Source organism: Marinobacter sp. SS8-8 (assembly GCF_030540945.1).
Classification (GTDB): Bacteria; Pseudomonadota; Gammaproteobacteria; order Pseudomonadales; family Oleiphilaceae; genus Marinobacter.
This window is the reverse complement of the sequence record NZ_JASSVN010000009.1, coordinates 126,910-141,626: the sequence shown is the minus strand read 5'-3', so window position 1 is coordinate 141,626 and position 14,717 is coordinate 126,910. Positions and strand designations below refer to the sequence as shown.

General features: G+C 58.0%; 15 protein-coding genes. All 15 read left to right on the top strand.

The genetic code is table 11. The features are described from left to right. Positions 1–122 precede the first annotated feature (122 nt). The 15 genes from accA to QPL96_RS11095 all read left to right on the top strand — a co-directional run bounded on the left by accA (position 123) and on the right by QPL96_RS11095 (position 14,679). Positions 123–1,076, top strand: coding sequence for an acetyl-CoA carboxylase carboxyl transferase subunit alpha (gene accA / locus QPL96_RS11165; protein ID WP_303287452.1), 954 nt, complete (start codon positions 123–125; stop codon positions 1,074–1,076). After that, complete coding sequence (gene tilS / locus QPL96_RS11160; protein WP_303287451.1) at positions 1,060–2,415, top strand: tRNA lysidine(34) synthetase TilS; 1,356 nt, start codon at positions 1,060–1,062, stop codon at positions 2,413–2,415. The genes accA and tilS overlap by 17 nt, the downstream gene beginning before the upstream one ends. Positions 2,416–2,502: 87 nt before the next feature. Further along, positions 2,503–4,131, top strand: a complete 1,629-nt coding sequence (locus tag QPL96_RS11155; protein WP_303287450.1) for a CTP synthase — start codon at positions 2,503–2,505, stop codon at positions 4,129–4,131. A gap of 2 nt (positions 4,132–4,133) precedes the next feature. Next, positions 4,134–4,979: a 3-deoxy-8-phosphooctulonate synthase gene (gene kdsA, locus QPL96_RS11150; RefSeq protein ID WP_303287449.1), complete on the top strand. Its 846-nt coding sequence runs from the start codon at positions 4,134–4,136 to the stop codon at positions 4,977–4,979. A gap of 179 nt (positions 4,980–5,158) precedes the next feature. After that, positions 5,159–6,454 (top strand): phosphopyruvate hydratase, encoded by a 1,296-nt coding sequence (gene eno / locus QPL96_RS11145; RefSeq protein WP_303287448.1) that lies wholly within the window; start codon positions 5,159–5,161, stop codon positions 6,452–6,454. 205 nt (positions 6,455–6,659) lie between these two features. Further along, a complete protein-coding gene (locus QPL96_RS11140) occupies positions 6,660–6,932 on the top strand; it encodes a septum formation initiator family protein (protein ID WP_303287447.1) in 273 nt (90 codons plus the stop codon). A gap of 6 nt (positions 6,933–6,938) precedes the next feature. Continuing rightward, positions 6,939–7,640, top strand: coding sequence for a 2-C-methyl-D-erythritol 4-phosphate cytidylyltransferase (gene ispD, locus QPL96_RS11135; RefSeq protein WP_303287446.1), 702 nt, complete (start codon positions 6,939–6,941; stop codon positions 7,638–7,640). Between the two features lie 26 nt (positions 7,641–7,666). After that, entirely contained in the window at positions 7,667–8,146 is a 480-nt protein-coding gene (ispF, locus tag QPL96_RS11130; RefSeq protein WP_303287445.1) for a 2-C-methyl-D-erythritol 2,4-cyclodiphosphate synthase, read from the top strand. Further along, positions 8,143–9,192, top strand: a complete 1,050-nt coding sequence (gene truD, locus QPL96_RS11125) for a tRNA pseudouridine(13) synthase TruD (RefSeq protein ID WP_303287444.1) — start codon at positions 8,143–8,145, stop codon at positions 9,190–9,192. Before ispF ends, truD begins: the two co-directional genes overlap by 4 nt. 11 nt (positions 9,193–9,203) lie before the next feature. Further along, the gene (gene surE / locus QPL96_RS11120; RefSeq protein WP_303287443.1) at positions 9,204–9,962 is read left to right on the top strand and encodes a 5'/3'-nucleotidase SurE; all 759 of its coding nucleotides are present in this window, start codon (positions 9,204–9,206) and stop codon (positions 9,960–9,962) included. Then, entirely contained in the window at positions 9,959–10,615 is a 657-nt protein-coding gene (locus QPL96_RS11115) for a protein-L-isoaspartate(D-aspartate) O-methyltransferase (RefSeq protein ID WP_303287442.1), read from the top strand. Before surE ends, QPL96_RS11115 begins: the two co-directional genes overlap by 4 nt. 2 nt (positions 10,616–10,617) lie before the next feature. Further along, entirely contained in the window at positions 10,618–11,601 is a 984-nt protein-coding gene (locus tag QPL96_RS11110; protein WP_303287441.1) for a DUF368 domain-containing protein, read from the top strand. Between the two features lie 210 nt (positions 11,602–11,811). After that, complete coding sequence (locus tag QPL96_RS11105; protein WP_368388916.1) at positions 11,812–12,702, top strand: peptidoglycan DD-metalloendopeptidase family protein; 891 nt, start codon at positions 11,812–11,814, stop codon at positions 12,700–12,702. A gap of 200 nt (positions 12,703–12,902) precedes the next feature. Next, positions 12,903–13,898: an RNA polymerase sigma factor RpoS gene (gene rpoS / locus QPL96_RS11100; protein ID WP_303287439.1), complete on the top strand. Its 996-nt coding sequence runs from the start codon at positions 12,903–12,905 to the stop codon at positions 13,896–13,898. 205 nt (positions 13,899–14,103) lie between these two features. Beyond that, on the top strand, positions 14,104–14,679 hold the full coding sequence (locus tag QPL96_RS11095) for a chalcone isomerase family protein (RefSeq protein WP_303287438.1): 576 nt from the start codon (positions 14,104–14,106) through the stop codon (positions 14,677–14,679). Positions 14,680–14,717: the final 38 nt, after the last annotated feature.

The following is a 14,717-nucleotide window of genomic DNA, read 5'->3' as shown; positions in this document are numbered from 1 at the left end:
CTTTGTCAGATTGCGGACTCATACCAAGGTCCGCTTTAGCCCTTGGCCGGGCGCTGCTATCTTTGTTTCAAATTCTGGTTTGGCGGAGCGTTGTCCCGCCTGGCAAAAAATGATGGAACATCATGAACCCTAATTATCTGGATTTCGAACAGCCAATTGCCGATCTGGAAGCCAAGATTGAAGAGCTTCGTATGGTCGGCAACGACACCGACATCAACATCTCCGACGAAATTGCCCGGCTCAGGAAAAAGAGCGTCAGCCTGACAGAGAGTATTTTCTCCGACCTTCAGCCCTGGGACGTCTCCCGTCTTGCCCGGCATCCGCGCAGGCCCTATACCCTTGATTATATTGAAACGATTTTCGAGGATTTTGACGAACTGCACGGCGACCGCCGCTATGCCGACGACCTTGCCATTGTGGGCGGTACTGCCCGGCTGGATGACAAGCCGGTGATGGTTATTGGCCACCAGAAGGGCCGGGAAGTGCGGGACAAGGTCAAGCGCAATTTCGGCATGCCACGTCCAGAGGGGTATCGCAAGGCCCTGCGCCTGATGGAAATGGCCGAGCGGTTCCGGATGCCGATCCTGACCTTTATCGATACGCCGGGTGCCTACCCGGGCATCGGTGCCGAGGAGCGGGGCCAGAGTGAGGCCATCGCTTTCAACCTGGCGGTGATGTCGCGGCTGAAAACACCCATTATTTCCACGGTGATTGGTGAAGGCGGTTCTGGTGGCGCACTGGCCATCGGTGTCTGCGATCAGCTGAACATGCTTCAGTATTCCACCTACGCGGTTATTTCCCCGGAAGGCTGCGCCTCAATTCTCTGGAAGAGCGCCGAATACGCGGCCCAGGCCGCCGAGGCTATGGGGGTCACCGCTGATCGTCTGAAAGAGCTCGGGCTGGCGGACAACGTGGTTGCTGAACCTCTCGGCGGTGCCCATCGCAACCCCGAAAAAATGTCGGAATCCCTCAAGGGGGTTCTCGTAAACGGTGTCGCTGAACTCAGTCGTCTGCCTCTGGATGAGCTGGTAGCCCGCCGCTATGAGCGGCTGACCCGCTATGACACCGGGCGCTGAGCCCGGCTCCGGATTCCACTGGCCGGAGGCCCTTTGTGCCCCGGTCAGAGAACTTCCCGATCACGCCCGCCTGTGGGTTGCCCTGAGCGGTGGCCTGGATTCCACCCTGCTGCTGCACCTGGCAACCCATTGTCATGGCGGTTCCAGGACTGTCAGGGCGGTTCACGTCAATCATCAACTTCAGCCGAATGCATCGGATACCGAGTCGTTCTGCCGGGCTTTGTGCGCCCGGCTGGACGTACCGCTGGTGGTTGAACGGGTAGCCGTTGCTGCGACGGATAATCCCGAAAGCGGTGGTGGTATCGAAGAAGCGGCGCGCAAGGCGCGATATTCCGTTCTGGAAATGCTGATGCAGCCCCGGGATCTGCTCTTGATGGCCCATCATGGCGATGACCAGGCCGAAACCGTATTGTTCCGGATGCTCAGGGGGAGTGGTGTGGCAGGACTGGCGGGCATGCCCGCCAGTCGTACTCTTGGGGCCGGAGCCCTGATCCGGCCACTGCTGGGATTCGAACGGTCCGAGCTCGAGCACTGGGCCTGGTCTGCCGGGTTGTCCTGGATAGACGATCCCAGCAATGTTGACGAACGCTTTGACCGGAACTTTTTGCGACACAGCGTGCTTCCGACTCTGCGGGATCGCTGGCCGGGGCTTAACCGCAGGCTTCGCCATAGCGCAGGGTCCTGTGCCGAGAGCGAAACACTGAACCGGAAATTGGCGGCGTTACAGTGGCAGGCTATCGGCGGCGAGCACGAGCGCCTGCCGGTCCCGGGTCTGAAGGTTCTGTCCTTGGCGGAACAGAAAAACCTTGTTCGCTGGTGGATCCGGGAACGCGGGTTCCATGCGCCTTCCGTCGGCGACTGGCAGCAGGTCATGCAGGATCTGTTGTTTGCAGGTGAGGATCGGGAGCCGGAGTTCAGGTCAGAGGGCTTCAGCCTGCGTCGATTCCGGGGTAACCTGTACCTCGTTCCGGACCGGCGGGCGTTACCGGAAGCGCCGGTTACGCTGGAGCCCGGAGCTGTCCTGAAGTGGGGCGAGTGGTCCATCTCGCTGGAGCCTGCCAGTACCCCGGAAACGCCACTGCCGCCAATACGGATAACTACGAGGCAAGGCGGAGAGCGGGTCCGTTTTCGTCCCGGCGGCCCGTCCCGCTCGCTCAAGAAGTGGCTGCAGGAAATGGCTGTTCCACCCTGGGAGAGAGCCCGTCTGCCACTGGTTTTTGCCGGTTCCGGAGAGGCGGCGGAGCTCATTGCCATTGGCGATCTATGGTGTTCTGAACAATACTCGGGAGGCGCCGATGCCGCCGCTTGGCGGCTGGTTGTAGAGCGGGAATGTGATTGAGTCAGCGGGGCCTTTCTGGTAGTCTGGCGTCCCATCTTGAGATGACAATCTCCCTCCTTCACCGAACCAGACAATCACGGAATCTGCATGACGCGTTATATTTTCGTCACCGGCGGTGTCGTGTCCTCCTTGGGGAAAGGTATCGCATCAGCCTCGCTGGCCGCGATCCTCGAGGCACGCGGCCTGAAGGTCACTATTCTCAAGCTGGACCCGTACATCAACGTGGACCCCGGCACCATGAGCCCGTTCCAGCACGGTGAGGTATTTGTCACCGAGGATGGTGCGGAAACAGACCTCGACCTGGGCCACTACGAGCGCTTCATTCGCACTCCGATGAGTCGCCGTAACAACTTTACTACCGGCCGTGTCTACGAGGAAGTTATTCGCAAGGAGCGCCGCGGTGATTATCTCGGCGGTACCGTTCAGGTGATTCCTCACATCACTGATGAAATCAAGCGTCGTGTGGTGGAGGGTGCGGCCGGTGCTGATGTGGCCTTGATCGAAATCGGTGGCACCGTGGGTGACATCGAATCCCTGCCGTTCCTTGAGGCCTGCCGTCAGTTGAAGGTGGAAGTGGGCCCCCAGCGCGCGATCTTCATGCACCTGACCCTGGTGCCTTACATAGCCACCGCCGGCGAGATCAAGACCAAGCCGACCCAGCACTCCGTCAAGGAAATGCGCTCCATAGGCCTGCAGCCGGACATTCTGCTATGCCGTTCCGAGCATGAGGTAGACGCAAGCTCCCGACGCAAGATCGCCCTGTTCACCAACGTGGAAGAACGGGCCGTTATTCCTCTGCAGGATGCCAGGTCCATCTATGCCATTCCGCGCATGCTCTATGAGCATGGCCTGGATCAACTGGTTATCGAGCGCTTTGGCCTGGACGCCCGGCCTGCGGATCTGAGCGAGTGGGACAATGTTGTTGAATCGTTGATGAACCCGGAGCAGGAAGTGACCATCGCCATGGTTGGCAAGTACATGGAGCTCCTGGACGCTTATAAGTCGCTGATCGAATCCCTGCTGCACGCCGGCATCAAGACCCGCACCAAGGTTAATATCAACTACGTCGATTCCGAGGATATTGAGCGTGACGGCACCGGGGTCCTGGCCAGTGCCGATGCTATTCTGGTGCCCGGCGGTTTCGGTGAGCGCGGGGTGGAAGGCAAGATCCGCGCGGTCCAGTATGCCCGCGAGAACAAGGTTCCGTATCTGGGCATCTGTCTGGGTATGCAGGTAGCGGTGATTGAATACGCCCGCAATGTGGCCGGCCTGAAGGACGCACACAGTACCGAATTTCGCGAGCACACCCCTGAACCGGTGGTTGGCCTGATTACCGAATGGCTGGATGCTACCGGTGAGCGTGAGGAGCGGACAGAAGCGTCGGACCTTGGTGGTACCATGCGGCTGGGGGCCCAGGACTGTGTGCTGAGCGATAATTCAACCATTGCCAGTTGCTATGGCAGGAAAACGATCCGCGAGCGCCACCGTCATCGCTATGAGGTGAACAACCATTTCCTGGCGAGGCTGGAAGAGGCCGGCCTGAAAATCGCAGGTCGCTCAACCGATGGCCGGTTGGTGGAAGTGGTCGAGGCGCCGGATCATCCGTGGTTTGTGGCCTGTCAGTTCCATCCGGAATTCACCTCCACGCCCCGCGACGGCCATCCGCTGTTCAGGGGGTTTGTTGAGGCAGCACTGGCCAACAAGAAAGGATCCTGAGTATGGCGCAGAGCACCGTAAACGTTTCGGGGATCGAGGTTGCCAACGACAGGCCGTTTGTGTTGTTCGGTGGCATGAACGTCCTCGAGTCGCCAGAACTGGCCATGGAAGTGGCGCAGGCTTATGTTGAAGCCACCGGCAAGCTCGGTATCCCTTACGTATTCAAGGCATCCTTCGACAAGGCCAACCGTTCGTCTGTGAACTCTTTCCGGGGCCCCGGTCTTGAAAAGGGGCTGCAGATACTGGCGGACATCAAGAGCAAATTCGGTGTTCCCATCATCTCCGACGTACACGAGCCGGCACAGGCGGCTCCGGCTGCAGAAGTCTGCGACATTATCCAGTTGCCAGCCTTTCTGAGCCGCCAGACCGACCTTGTGGTTGCGATGGCCAGAACCGGCGCAGTGATCAACATCAAGAAGGCCCAGTTCCTGGCGCCCCAGGAGATGCAGCACATCATTACCAAGTGCGAGGAAGCCGGTAATGACAAGGTAATCCTGTGTGAGCGGGGCAGCAGTTTCGGTTACAACAACCTGGTCGTTGATATGCTGGGCTTTGGCATCATGAAGGCCATGGACGTGCCGGTGATGTTCGACGTGACCCATTCACTGCAAATGCCGGGTGGACGAGCCGATTCCGCGGGTGGCCGACGTGCCCAGGTTACTGATCTGGCGCTGGCCGGTATGTCTCAGGGACTGGCAGGTTTGTTCCTGGAGGCTCATCCTGATCCCGATCAGGCCAAGTGTGACGGTCCCTGCGCCCTTCGTCTCAGCCAGTTGGAGCCTTTCCTGCAGCGGGTGAAAGCAGTAGATGATCTGGTAAAAAGTTTTAAACCTATCGACACCGCCTGACTGGCGGTGTTGGCGTTTATACGGACTATGGGAGTGAGCGGGAACGGCCCTGCGAAAATGTAGAGGGCCAAGGATGGCCCGAAACAAGCGCACATGGATGTGCTTGTAGCGGTTTTCGCAGGGCCGTTCCCGCTCGCTCTGACTCCCAAATTTGAACACGAACTTGGAGACAGAGAAGAATGACCAAGATTGCCAACATCAAAGGCCGTGAGGTTCTGGATTCCCGCGGTAACCCCACTGTCGAAGCAGACGTTATCCTCGAAGACGGCACTGTGGGCACTGCCTGCGCGCCGTCCGGTGCCTCCACCGGTTCCCGCGAAGCGCTGGAGCTGCGTGATGGCGATAAATCCCGTTACCTTGGCAAAGGTGTCCTGAAGGCGGTTGAGGCCGTAAACACCAGGATCCGTGATGCCCTCATCGGCAAAGACGCGGCCGATCAGCGTGCTCTGGACAACATCATGCTGGAGCTGGACGGCACCGAGAACAAGGCCAACCTGGGCGCCAACGCAATCCTGGCGGTTTCCCTGGCGGCGGCCAAGGCGGCGGCGATTTCTCTGGGCAAGCCGTTGTACGTGCACATTGCTGATATCAACGGTACGTCTGGCAGGTTCTCCATGCCGGTGCCGATGATGAACATCCTGAACGGTGGTGAGCACGCGGATAACAACGTGGATATCCAGGAGTTCATGGTTCAGCCGGTTTCCGCCAAGAGTTTCTCCGAGGCCCTGCGGGTTGGCGCGGAGATTTTCCACAGCCTGAAGAAAGTGCTGAAGGCCCAGGGCCTGAGTACCGCGGTGGGTGACGAGGGTGGTTTTGCCCCGAACCTGCCGTCCAACGAGGCAGCGCTGGCGGTGATCCAGGAAGCGGTTGGGAAGGCCGGTTACAAGCTGGGTACCGACGTGACCCTGGCTCTGGACTGTGCCTCTTCCGAATTTTACAAGGATGGCCAGTACCAGCTATCCGGTGAGGGCAAGAGCTTTGACTCGGAAGGCTTTGCCGACTATCTGGCGGGTTTGTGCGAGCGTTACCCGATCGTGTCCATCGAAGACGGCATGGACGAGAGCGACTGGGATGGCTGGAAAGTGCTGACCGACAAGCTCGGTAACAAGGTTCAGCTGGTGGGTGACGACCTGTTCGTTACCAATACCAAGATCCTGAAACAGGGTATCGAGAAGGGCGTTGGTAACTCCATCCTGATCAAGTTCAACCAGATTGGCAGCCTGAGCGAGACCCTGGATGCCATCAAGATGGCCCAGGATGCCGGCTTTACGGCGGTGATCTCGCACCGTTCCGGCGAAACCGAGGACACCACCATTGCTGATCTGGCCGTAGCGACCTGTGCCGGCCAGATCAAGACCGGCTCCCTGTGCCGCTCGGATAGAGTCGCAAAATACAATCAGCTGCTGCGTATTGAAGAAGCCCTGGATGGCAAGGCGCCTTATCGCGGTCTGAGCGAGATCAAGGGGCAGGGCTGATCGACTGATTTGACCGGTTCTGGCAAAGTGTCAGGCCGGTTGGCGGCAAAAAACGGTTAAGGCCATCGTGTTCTGGACGAAAGTTTGGATGCGATGGCCTTTTTGTACAGGCAGTTAGAAGAATTTGTTGCTAATCTACTCTAAAGTCTATACTCAACGTCCGGCGTTGTTATTTTGACTGATTAATTTTCGAACGGTATCGGCAATGAAGTTGCTCTGGACCTTAATGGTGGTTGTGATTCTCCTGCTCCAGGTGCGCCTGTGGGTCGGGGAAGGCAGCTTTGCGCAGGTATGGGCACTCGAGCAGTCCATTGCTGAGCAGCGTAACGAAAATGCCGAACTGGCTACCCGCAACGAACGTCTCTATGCTGAGGTCAGGAATCTGCGCAACGAGCAGGGCGCCGTCGAAGAACGGGCGAGGATGAACCTTGGCCTGATCAGGGAAGGCGAGACCTTTTTCCTCGTTGTCGAAAACTGATTGTCTATGACCACTCCGAGACTTTGGCTGATAGTTCCTGCCGCCGGCATTGGCCAGCGTATGCAGGCGGATCATCCAAAGCAGTACCTCCGGATTGATCAGCGCTGTATTCTGGATATCACCCTTTCCCGCCTGATGGACTCCGCCCCTTTTGCCGGCTGCATGGTGCCACTTCACCCGGCCGATCACTGGTGGCCGGAAACGGAAGCCAGCCGGGACAGCCGCATCCAGACCTGCGCTGGCGGCTCTGAACGCGCCTGTTCGGTTTTGTCGGCACTGCATGCTTTGGCTGAGCAGGTAGCCGATGATGACTGGATTCTGGTCCACGACGCCGCCAGGCCCTGCATTCATGCCAGGGATCTTGCCAACCTGGTTGACCGGCTCTTCACCCACCCCGTGGGTGGTCTGCTTGCATCGCCGGTGGCAGATACCCTCAAAAAGGCTGGCCAGGGAGAGCTTCCCGAGGTCTCCGAAACCGTTGACCGAAGTGGCCTGTGGCGGGCCCTGACGCCGCAGATGTTCAGATACCGGTTGTTGGTTGAATCTCTGGAGAGTGCCCTCGCAGAGGGCCTTTCCATTACTGATGAGTCCTCTGCCATTGAATTTTCCGGTAACATGCCGGTTCTGGTTGAGGGGCGGCCTGACAACCTTAAAATAACGGTACCGGCGGATCTGGCGCTCGCAGGTTTTATCCTGAGTCGGTTCTGAGTTTTCCGAGTTTTCCGGAGCACATTATGCGTATTGGTCAGGGCTTCGATGTCCATGCCTTCTGTGAAGGCGACTCTGTCATTATTGGTGGTGTAAGCATTCCTCATTCCCGGGGGCTGAAGGCCCATTCCGATGGTGATGTATTGCTGCATGCGCTGGCAGATGCACTGCTGGGCGCCGTGGCACTTGGCGATATCGGCCATTTGTTTCCGGACACCAGTGACGAGTGGGCGGGGGCGGACAGTCGTGATCTGCTGCGCCGGGTGATGGCGCGTGTGCGTGATGAGGGATTCAGCGTGGTCAACGTTGATACCACGGTAATCGCCCAGGCTCCGAAAATGGCACCCCATATTGATGCTATCCGCCTGAACATTGCTGAGGATCTCAGTGTTCCCGCCAGCCGTGTCAGCGTCAAGGCAACAACAACGGAAAAGCTGGGCTTCACTGGCCGTGATGAGGGTATTGCCTGCCAGGCCATCTGCCTGCTTGAAGCGGTGGATTCGTGAGCCACTGGAGGCTCGACTGGCCAACGTCTGGTGGCGAGCGCCTGGCTTATGCCCAGCTCAAGGTGTCACCCGCGGATTTCTTCGTGGACGAGGTTCTGGACCTGACCGGAGAGCTGACCGCTCCGGAGCCAACGGAGGTCCGGGGGCGCGGCGAGCACCTCTGCGTGAGGCTGGAGAAAGTCGGCGACAATACCGAGTTTGTTGCCCGTGAACTGGCGCGCCTGACTCACTGCCGCAACTTTGACGTGGGTTTTTGTGGTCTGAAGGATCGTCATGCGGTAACCCGTCAGTGGTTCAGTCTCTATCGTCCGGGCCGTGAGGCTGAGGATGCGGATCTGCTTCAAGGGATTTCCTCCCGTTGGCCGGTGGTATCGGCCTTCCGGGATGAGCGGAAGTTGCGTCGCGGTGACCACCGGGGTAACCGTTTCGTGATTACCCTGAGGAAGGTTTCCGGGGATCGGCAGGCGATAGAAAACGCCCTACAGCGGCTGGCTGCTGCCGGCGCTCCGAACTATTTCGGTCCCCAGCGGTTTGGACGGGATGGCGCCAATCTGGACCGGGCTCTCCATACCGATCCGTCAGCGTTGAACCGGCGTCGCCGATCAGGCGGAAAAGGTCGTGGAGGTAAAAAGCGCGCTGGAAGCGGGGGCGCGAAAAACGTATTGTATTTTTCGGCGGCGCGCTCCTGGCTGTTCAATGAGGTGCTTGCCGCCCGCGTCCAGGATGGCAGCTGGGCTGAGGCTTCGGCAACAGGCCCACTGTGGGGCGACGGAGGCACCACGGCCACGGGGCCGCTGGAGGCCCGGGAGCGAGGTATAGTGTCGCAGACACCCGGGCTGGCGGATCTGTTCTCGGTCACCCGCATGAAACCCGAGCGCAGGCCCCTGGCGGCAAGGCCGGAAGATCTTGTCTGGCACTGGCCGGGTGACGACTGTCTGGAGTTGGCGTTTTTGCTTTCTCCGGGGCAGTATGCCACGGCGATCCTGAATGATATTTTCGAGCTTGAGGACATGAGTCTCGGCCGACATAACGAACAACAAGGCTAGCGGAGAACATCGTGCGTATTCTGTTGTCGAATGATGACGGCGTTCATTCAACCGGCCTGATTGCCCTGTACGAGGGGCTGAAGGGGCTTGGTGAGCTTGAGGTGGTGGCGCCTGACCGCGATCACAGCGGTGCCAGTAACGCGTTGACCCTGAACCGCCCATTGACCGTGGAAGAACATCCCAATGGCTTTCGTTCGGTGGACGGAACGCCGACAGACTGTGTACACCTGGCGGTAAACGGCCTGTTCCGGCAACCGTTTGATCGCGTGGTTTCGGGCATTAATACCCACGCCAATCTTGGTGATGACATTATTTACTCAGGTACCGTAGCTGCGGCCACCGAAGGGCGTCATCTCGGGCTGCCTGCCATTGCGGTTTCGCTGGTTAACAATGGTCATTGTCACTACGGGACGGCGGCCCGGGTTGTCCGGATGCTCCTTGAGAGCGAACGCCCCCTGGTCCTTGGGCCGCGCTCCATTCTCAACGTAAACGTCCCGGATGTGCCCTGGGAGCAATTGGCGGGTATTCGGGTTACCAGGCTCGGTCATCGTGAGCGGGCAGAAGGTGCGGTTCCGATGACCTGCCCCCGGGGCAGGGAGCGGTACTGGATCGGTGCCGCCGGGGCGGGCGGTGATGCCGGCCCCGGAACGGATTTCCACGCCATTCGTGAGGGCTATGTGTCGGTGACGCCCGTTCATATTGACATGACCCGCCACGAGGCACTGGCTCCGCTCAGGGAATGGCTGGGTACGCTGGAGGGCAGTGGATGACGGCTCAGCTCGAAGGCATCGGGATGACCTCCCGCCGCACCCGGATGCGGCTGGTTCAGCGCCTGCGGGAAGCCGGCATTGAATCAGACAAGGTTCTTGAGATTATGGGGGAGGTGCCCCGGCACATTTTTCTGGATGAAGCCCTGTCCCATCGGGCTTACGAAGACACATCGCTGCCGATTGGCTACGGACAGACCCTTTCCCAGCCTTACATCGTGGCCCGGATGACCGAGCTGATGCTGGCCCACTGCCCCTCAAATGTGCTGGAGCTGGGTACCGGGTCCGGTTATCAGACCGCTGTGCTCGCGCGCCTGTTTTCCGGGATCTACAGTGTTGAACGTATCAAACCACTTCAGGACCGGGCCCGGGAGCGTTTGCGGCAATTGCACGCCAGAAACGTATTTTTCAAGCACGCCGATGGCGGCATGGGCTGGCCGGAGCGTGGCCCTTTCGACGGTATTATCGTGACGGCGGCACCTATTGAGGTTCCCGGTGAGCTGCTTGCCCAGTTGGCGGACGGAGGTGTTCTGATTGCACCGGTCGGCGAGGAAAATCAGGTGCTGGTGGAAGTGATTCGTCGCGGCGACCGTTTTGACCACAGGGAGCTCGAACCTGTCCGGTTTGTGCCCCTGCTCGGAGGAGTTGTCCGATAGTTATGAACAGTCCGGTATCGAGTAATGCCAGTCCAGAATCCCCGCGTAGCCATCATCCAGCGGCGGTCTTTCTTCGCGGTATCGCCATGGGCGCCGCCGATATTGTGCCGGGTGTGTCCGGCGGTACCATTGCATTCATTACCGGCATCTACTTCCGATTGCTGGAAGCCATTAATGTCGTGCCCGTTGCCGTTTTCCGGCACTTGTTGCGGGGCAATTTCCGGGCGTTCTGGCAGGCCTGCGACGGCACCTTTCTGGTATGCCTGCTGGCGGGCATTCTCGCCAGTATTGCGACGCTGGCTTCAGCGATCAGTTATCTGTTGGTGGAATACCCCATCCTCATCTGGAGTTTTTTCTTTGGCCTGATCGCTGCCTCGGTTTGGCATGTGGGGCGCCAGGTGCGACATTACAGAGTGCCGCTGTTGGTGCCGCTGTTGACCGGTATGGCGGTTGCCTGGTGGATTACCACCTTGTCCGCGGGGCAGGTTTCACCCTCTGCTCTGGCGTTCTTCGGTGCCGGGGCGCTCGCCATCTGTGCCATGATTCTTCCTGGTATTTCCGGCAGCTTTATTCTGGTTACTATCGGTATGTATGCGCCGGTACTGGCGGCCATCAAGTCATTGGATATGGGCATTTTACTGCTGTTTGCGGCGGGCTGTGTGGTCGGCCTGTTATCGATAGCGCGTCTGATTACCTGGGCGTTTCATCACTTTCATGATCTGGTGCTGGCGTTGCTGACAGGATTCATGATCGGCGCCCTTAATAAGGTCTGGCCCTGGAAAGAAATACTCAGTTGGCGCACCAACAGTGCCGGTGAACAGGTGCCCCTTAATGAGGTAAGCATCTGGCCCTGGACATTCGCCGAACAGGCCGGGCAGGATCCTCAGATAGCACTGGCAGGTCTGATGGCGCTGGCCGGTTTCTGTCTTGTTTTACTGGTTGAATGGGTTGGTTTTCGCAGCCGGAGTGTTACTCAGGCCGGGTAGCGGGGGCGGTAAAACTGGGTGAAAGTGTTACCTGGCGCACAAATCAGGTGTTTCGACAGGTAACAGAGGGGGCGGGTAGTAACTTGGATTTCATCGGGAAATGTGCAATATATTAGCAAGTTACTATTAAAATTTTAGAGTTTGCTTCTACAGGCTGGGTGGTTTATACGGATTTTTCATAACTGGGTCAGTTTTATTTCTGTGAGATTCTTGCGTGGGTTACTCAATGCCACTCTTCCGGCGTCCCCCCGGTTCCCGCCCGGTGCCTTTGAATCCTCTCGCTCCCTGAAAAAGACGCAGTACCGGTCCTTCCCACTGATTTCCCTCATTGCACTGCTGTTTCTTTCCGGCTGTAACACCCCGGCATTGTACCAGGATGATCTTTATAACCCTCCGGTATACTGGGGCCGGCACGTTGTCAAACCGGGCGAAACCCTCTACAGCATAGCCTGGCGGTACGGGCGGAATTATCGTGAGCTTGGCAATGCCAACGGCATGGGTCCTCCCTGGAACCTGAAAGCCGGTCAGGTACTGCGCCTTGATCTTCGCGGAACTGTAACCTCTGGCCGCCAGACTGGTTCAGCAAGCAGGCCTTCGGCGTCTGCGACCAACACGCCAGGCCGGGTTTTAACGCCGAGACAGGCAGCGGCTACTGTGCCAAAGCCCTCGGTCACGAGGGCGCCTCGCAAGGATGCGTCACTGGGGTCCCAGACCCAGACCGTCGCCCGCATAGAGTGGCGCTGGCCGCATGTTGGCACCGTAATTGCTGGATACTCATCATCCGGAAAAGTCAATAAAGGTATTGATATCGCAGGGCAAGCCGGGGATGCTGTAAGAGCCGCAGCCACGGGAAATGTGGTATACGCCGGCAACGGGTTGCTTGGATACGGCAACCTCATTATTGTGAATCACAACGAGCACTATTTGAGTGCGTACGCTCATAACCGGAAGATTCTGGTGCAGGAAGGGGAGGATGTGAAAGCCGGGCAGGTGATTGCAGAGCTCGGTAGCAGTGGTGCTGAACGACCCATATTGCATTTTGAGATCCGAAAAAATGGCAATCCGGTTGATCCAGTCCATTATCTGCCACCGCGCCAGTGAGCCGGGCAGTCAGCAGGCTGCCTGATCGCAATCCCCGGCACTGAAGACAAACCGCGTTCGCAAGAAAAACAAAAACGGTAAAGGCCGTAACAGGCCGACCGACAAAATGTCCTGAAGAAAAAACATGAAGACGAAAACGTCCGCAATAACAAGACGTATCGGGCGAATATCCAGGATTATTGAGAGGCGGGGCAAGACAAATGTCAGCAGAGCAAGAAGACATCATCATGGATCGTGTGTCAGATATTGATGACTCAGAAGATCAACTGTTAGCTGAAGAAAAAGTCGACAAGGACGTAACCGAAGAGGTTGCGGCCGTCGAAGAGGATTTTCCCACCAAGGGGCGTTATTTCACCAGCCAGAAACAGCTGGATGCCACTCAGCTTTATCTCAACGAAATCGGTTTTTCACCACTCCTGACTCCTGAAGAAGAGGTCTATTTTGCCCGCCTGGCGCGCAAGGGAGAGGAGTCCGGCCGCAAGCGGATGATCGAAAGCAACCTGCGTCTGGTGGTCAAGATCGCCCGCCGTTACGTGAACCGGGGCCTCACCCTGCTTGACCTGATTGAAGAGGGTAACCTGGGCCTGATCCGGGCCGTTGAGAAATTTGATCCCGAGCGTGGGTTCCGCTTCTCCACCTATGCGACCTGGTGGATTCGCCAGACTATTGAACGGGCGATCATGAACCAGACACGCACTATCCGGCTGCCGATTCACGTGGTAAAGGAGCTGAACCTCTATCTGAGGGCTGCGAGGGAACTGACCCAGAAACTGGACCATGAACCATCGGCGGAAGAGATTGCGAAGATGGTGGACAAGCCGGTTGCGGACGTGAAACGGATGCTGGGCCTCAACGAGCGCGTTGCCTCCATGGATACGCCCATCGGCAGCGGCGGCGAGAAGTCTCTGCTGGACACAGTGGCGGATGAGGGCGCGTCTGATCCGGCCGATCTCCTGCAGGACAACAATATGTGTTCCTGTCTGGAAAAGTGGGTTGATCAGCTCAGCGACAAGCAGCAGGAAGTGCTTTCCCGTCGCTTTGGTCTGCGAGGCTACCCGGTGAGCACCCTGGAAGAAGTTGGTCAGGAAATCGGGCTGACTCGCGAACGCGTTCGCCAGATCCAGGTTGAGGCGCTTCGCCGGCTCCGGGAAATCCTGGAGAAGGAAGGCCTGTCAGGGAATCTGCTGTTCAAATAAACCCTTTCCGACAAGTCGGCCGCAAAAACCAACCAGGTTGCTCCTGGTTGGTTTTTGTGTTTCAGGATCGCTGCAAATGAGAACCAGGTTGCGCCTTTGTGGCCGGCCTCATTGATAGAATGCCAGGACCGGGCGGGGATAAGGGTGTCGAACCCCGGTGCACGAATGAAACACGTCAATAATAACGATCAAAAAGGATAGAACGATGAAGAAGGCTCTTATAACCAGCTTTGCCTCCCTTATGATGACAGCCATGCTGTCAGCACCGGCCTCGGCACTGACCGTTGAAGGTGTTGATGTCCCGGATACCTACTCCGCCATGGATACCGAGCTGAAGCTGAACGGCGCAGGTACCCGTTCCAAGTGGTTCATGGATCTGTACGTCGGTGGTCTTTACGTACCGGAAACCATCAACGACGGCGAAGCCGTAATCAACGCGGATGAGCCCCAGGCCATTACTTTGCACATCATTTCCGGCATGATCACCAGTGAGCGCATGACAGAGGCCACGCTGGACGGTTTCAAGGCCTCAACCGACGGTGATATGTCCGCCATTCAGGAAGATGTTGACCAGTTTATGGCGGTGTTTCAGGAAGAAATTACCGAAGGTGATGTGTTTGATCTGGTCTACCTGCCAGGGAAGGGCGTGAAAGTTCTCAAGAACGGTGAGCACAAGGACACCGTAGGCGACCTGGCCTTCAAAAAAGCCCTGTTCGGAATCTGGCTGTCCGATAAGCCGGCCCAGAAGGACCTGAAGGAGAAGATGCTGGGCCAGCGTTAACAACGAGATGGCTGCCAGTAAAAAGCCGGCTTGACGCC

Bases quoted from the DNA above. Each gene is read 5' to 3' on its own strand.
- accA (WP_303287452.1), top strand. From the start codon at position 123: ATGAACCCTAATTATCTGGATTTCGAACAGCCAATTGCCGATCTGGAA.
- tilS (WP_303287451.1), top strand. From the start codon at position 1,060: ATGACACCGGGCGCTGAGCCCGGCTCCGGATTCCACTGGCCGGAGGCC.
- QPL96_RS11155 (WP_303287450.1), top strand. From the start codon at position 2,503: ATGACGCGTTATATTTTCGTCACCGGCGGTGTCGTGTCCTCCTTGGGG.
- kdsA (WP_303287449.1), top strand. From the start codon at position 4,134: ATGGCGCAGAGCACCGTAAACGTTTCGGGGATCGAGGTTGCCAACGAC.
- eno (WP_303287448.1), top strand. From the start codon at position 5,159: ATGACCAAGATTGCCAACATCAAAGGCCGTGAGGTTCTGGATTCCCGC.
- QPL96_RS11140 (WP_303287447.1), top strand. From the start codon at position 6,660: ATGAAGTTGCTCTGGACCTTAATGGTGGTTGTGATTCTCCTGCTCCAG.
- ispD (WP_303287446.1), top strand. From the start codon at position 6,939: ATGACCACTCCGAGACTTTGGCTGATAGTTCCTGCCGCCGGCATTGGC.
- ispF (WP_303287445.1), top strand. From the start codon at position 7,667: ATGCGTATTGGTCAGGGCTTCGATGTCCATGCCTTCTGTGAAGGCGAC.
- QPL96_RS11115 (WP_303287442.1), top strand. From the start codon at position 9,959: ATGACGGCTCAGCTCGAAGGCATCGGGATGACCTCCCGCCGCACCCGG.
- QPL96_RS11110 (WP_303287441.1), top strand. From the start codon at position 10,618: ATGAACAGTCCGGTATCGAGTAATGCCAGTCCAGAATCCCCGCGTAGC.
- rpoS (WP_303287439.1), top strand. From the start codon at position 12,903: ATGTCAGCAGAGCAAGAAGACATCATCATGGATCGTGTGTCAGATATT.
- QPL96_RS11095 (WP_303287438.1), top strand. From the start codon at position 14,104: ATGAAGAAGGCTCTTATAACCAGCTTTGCCTCCCTTATGATGACAGCC.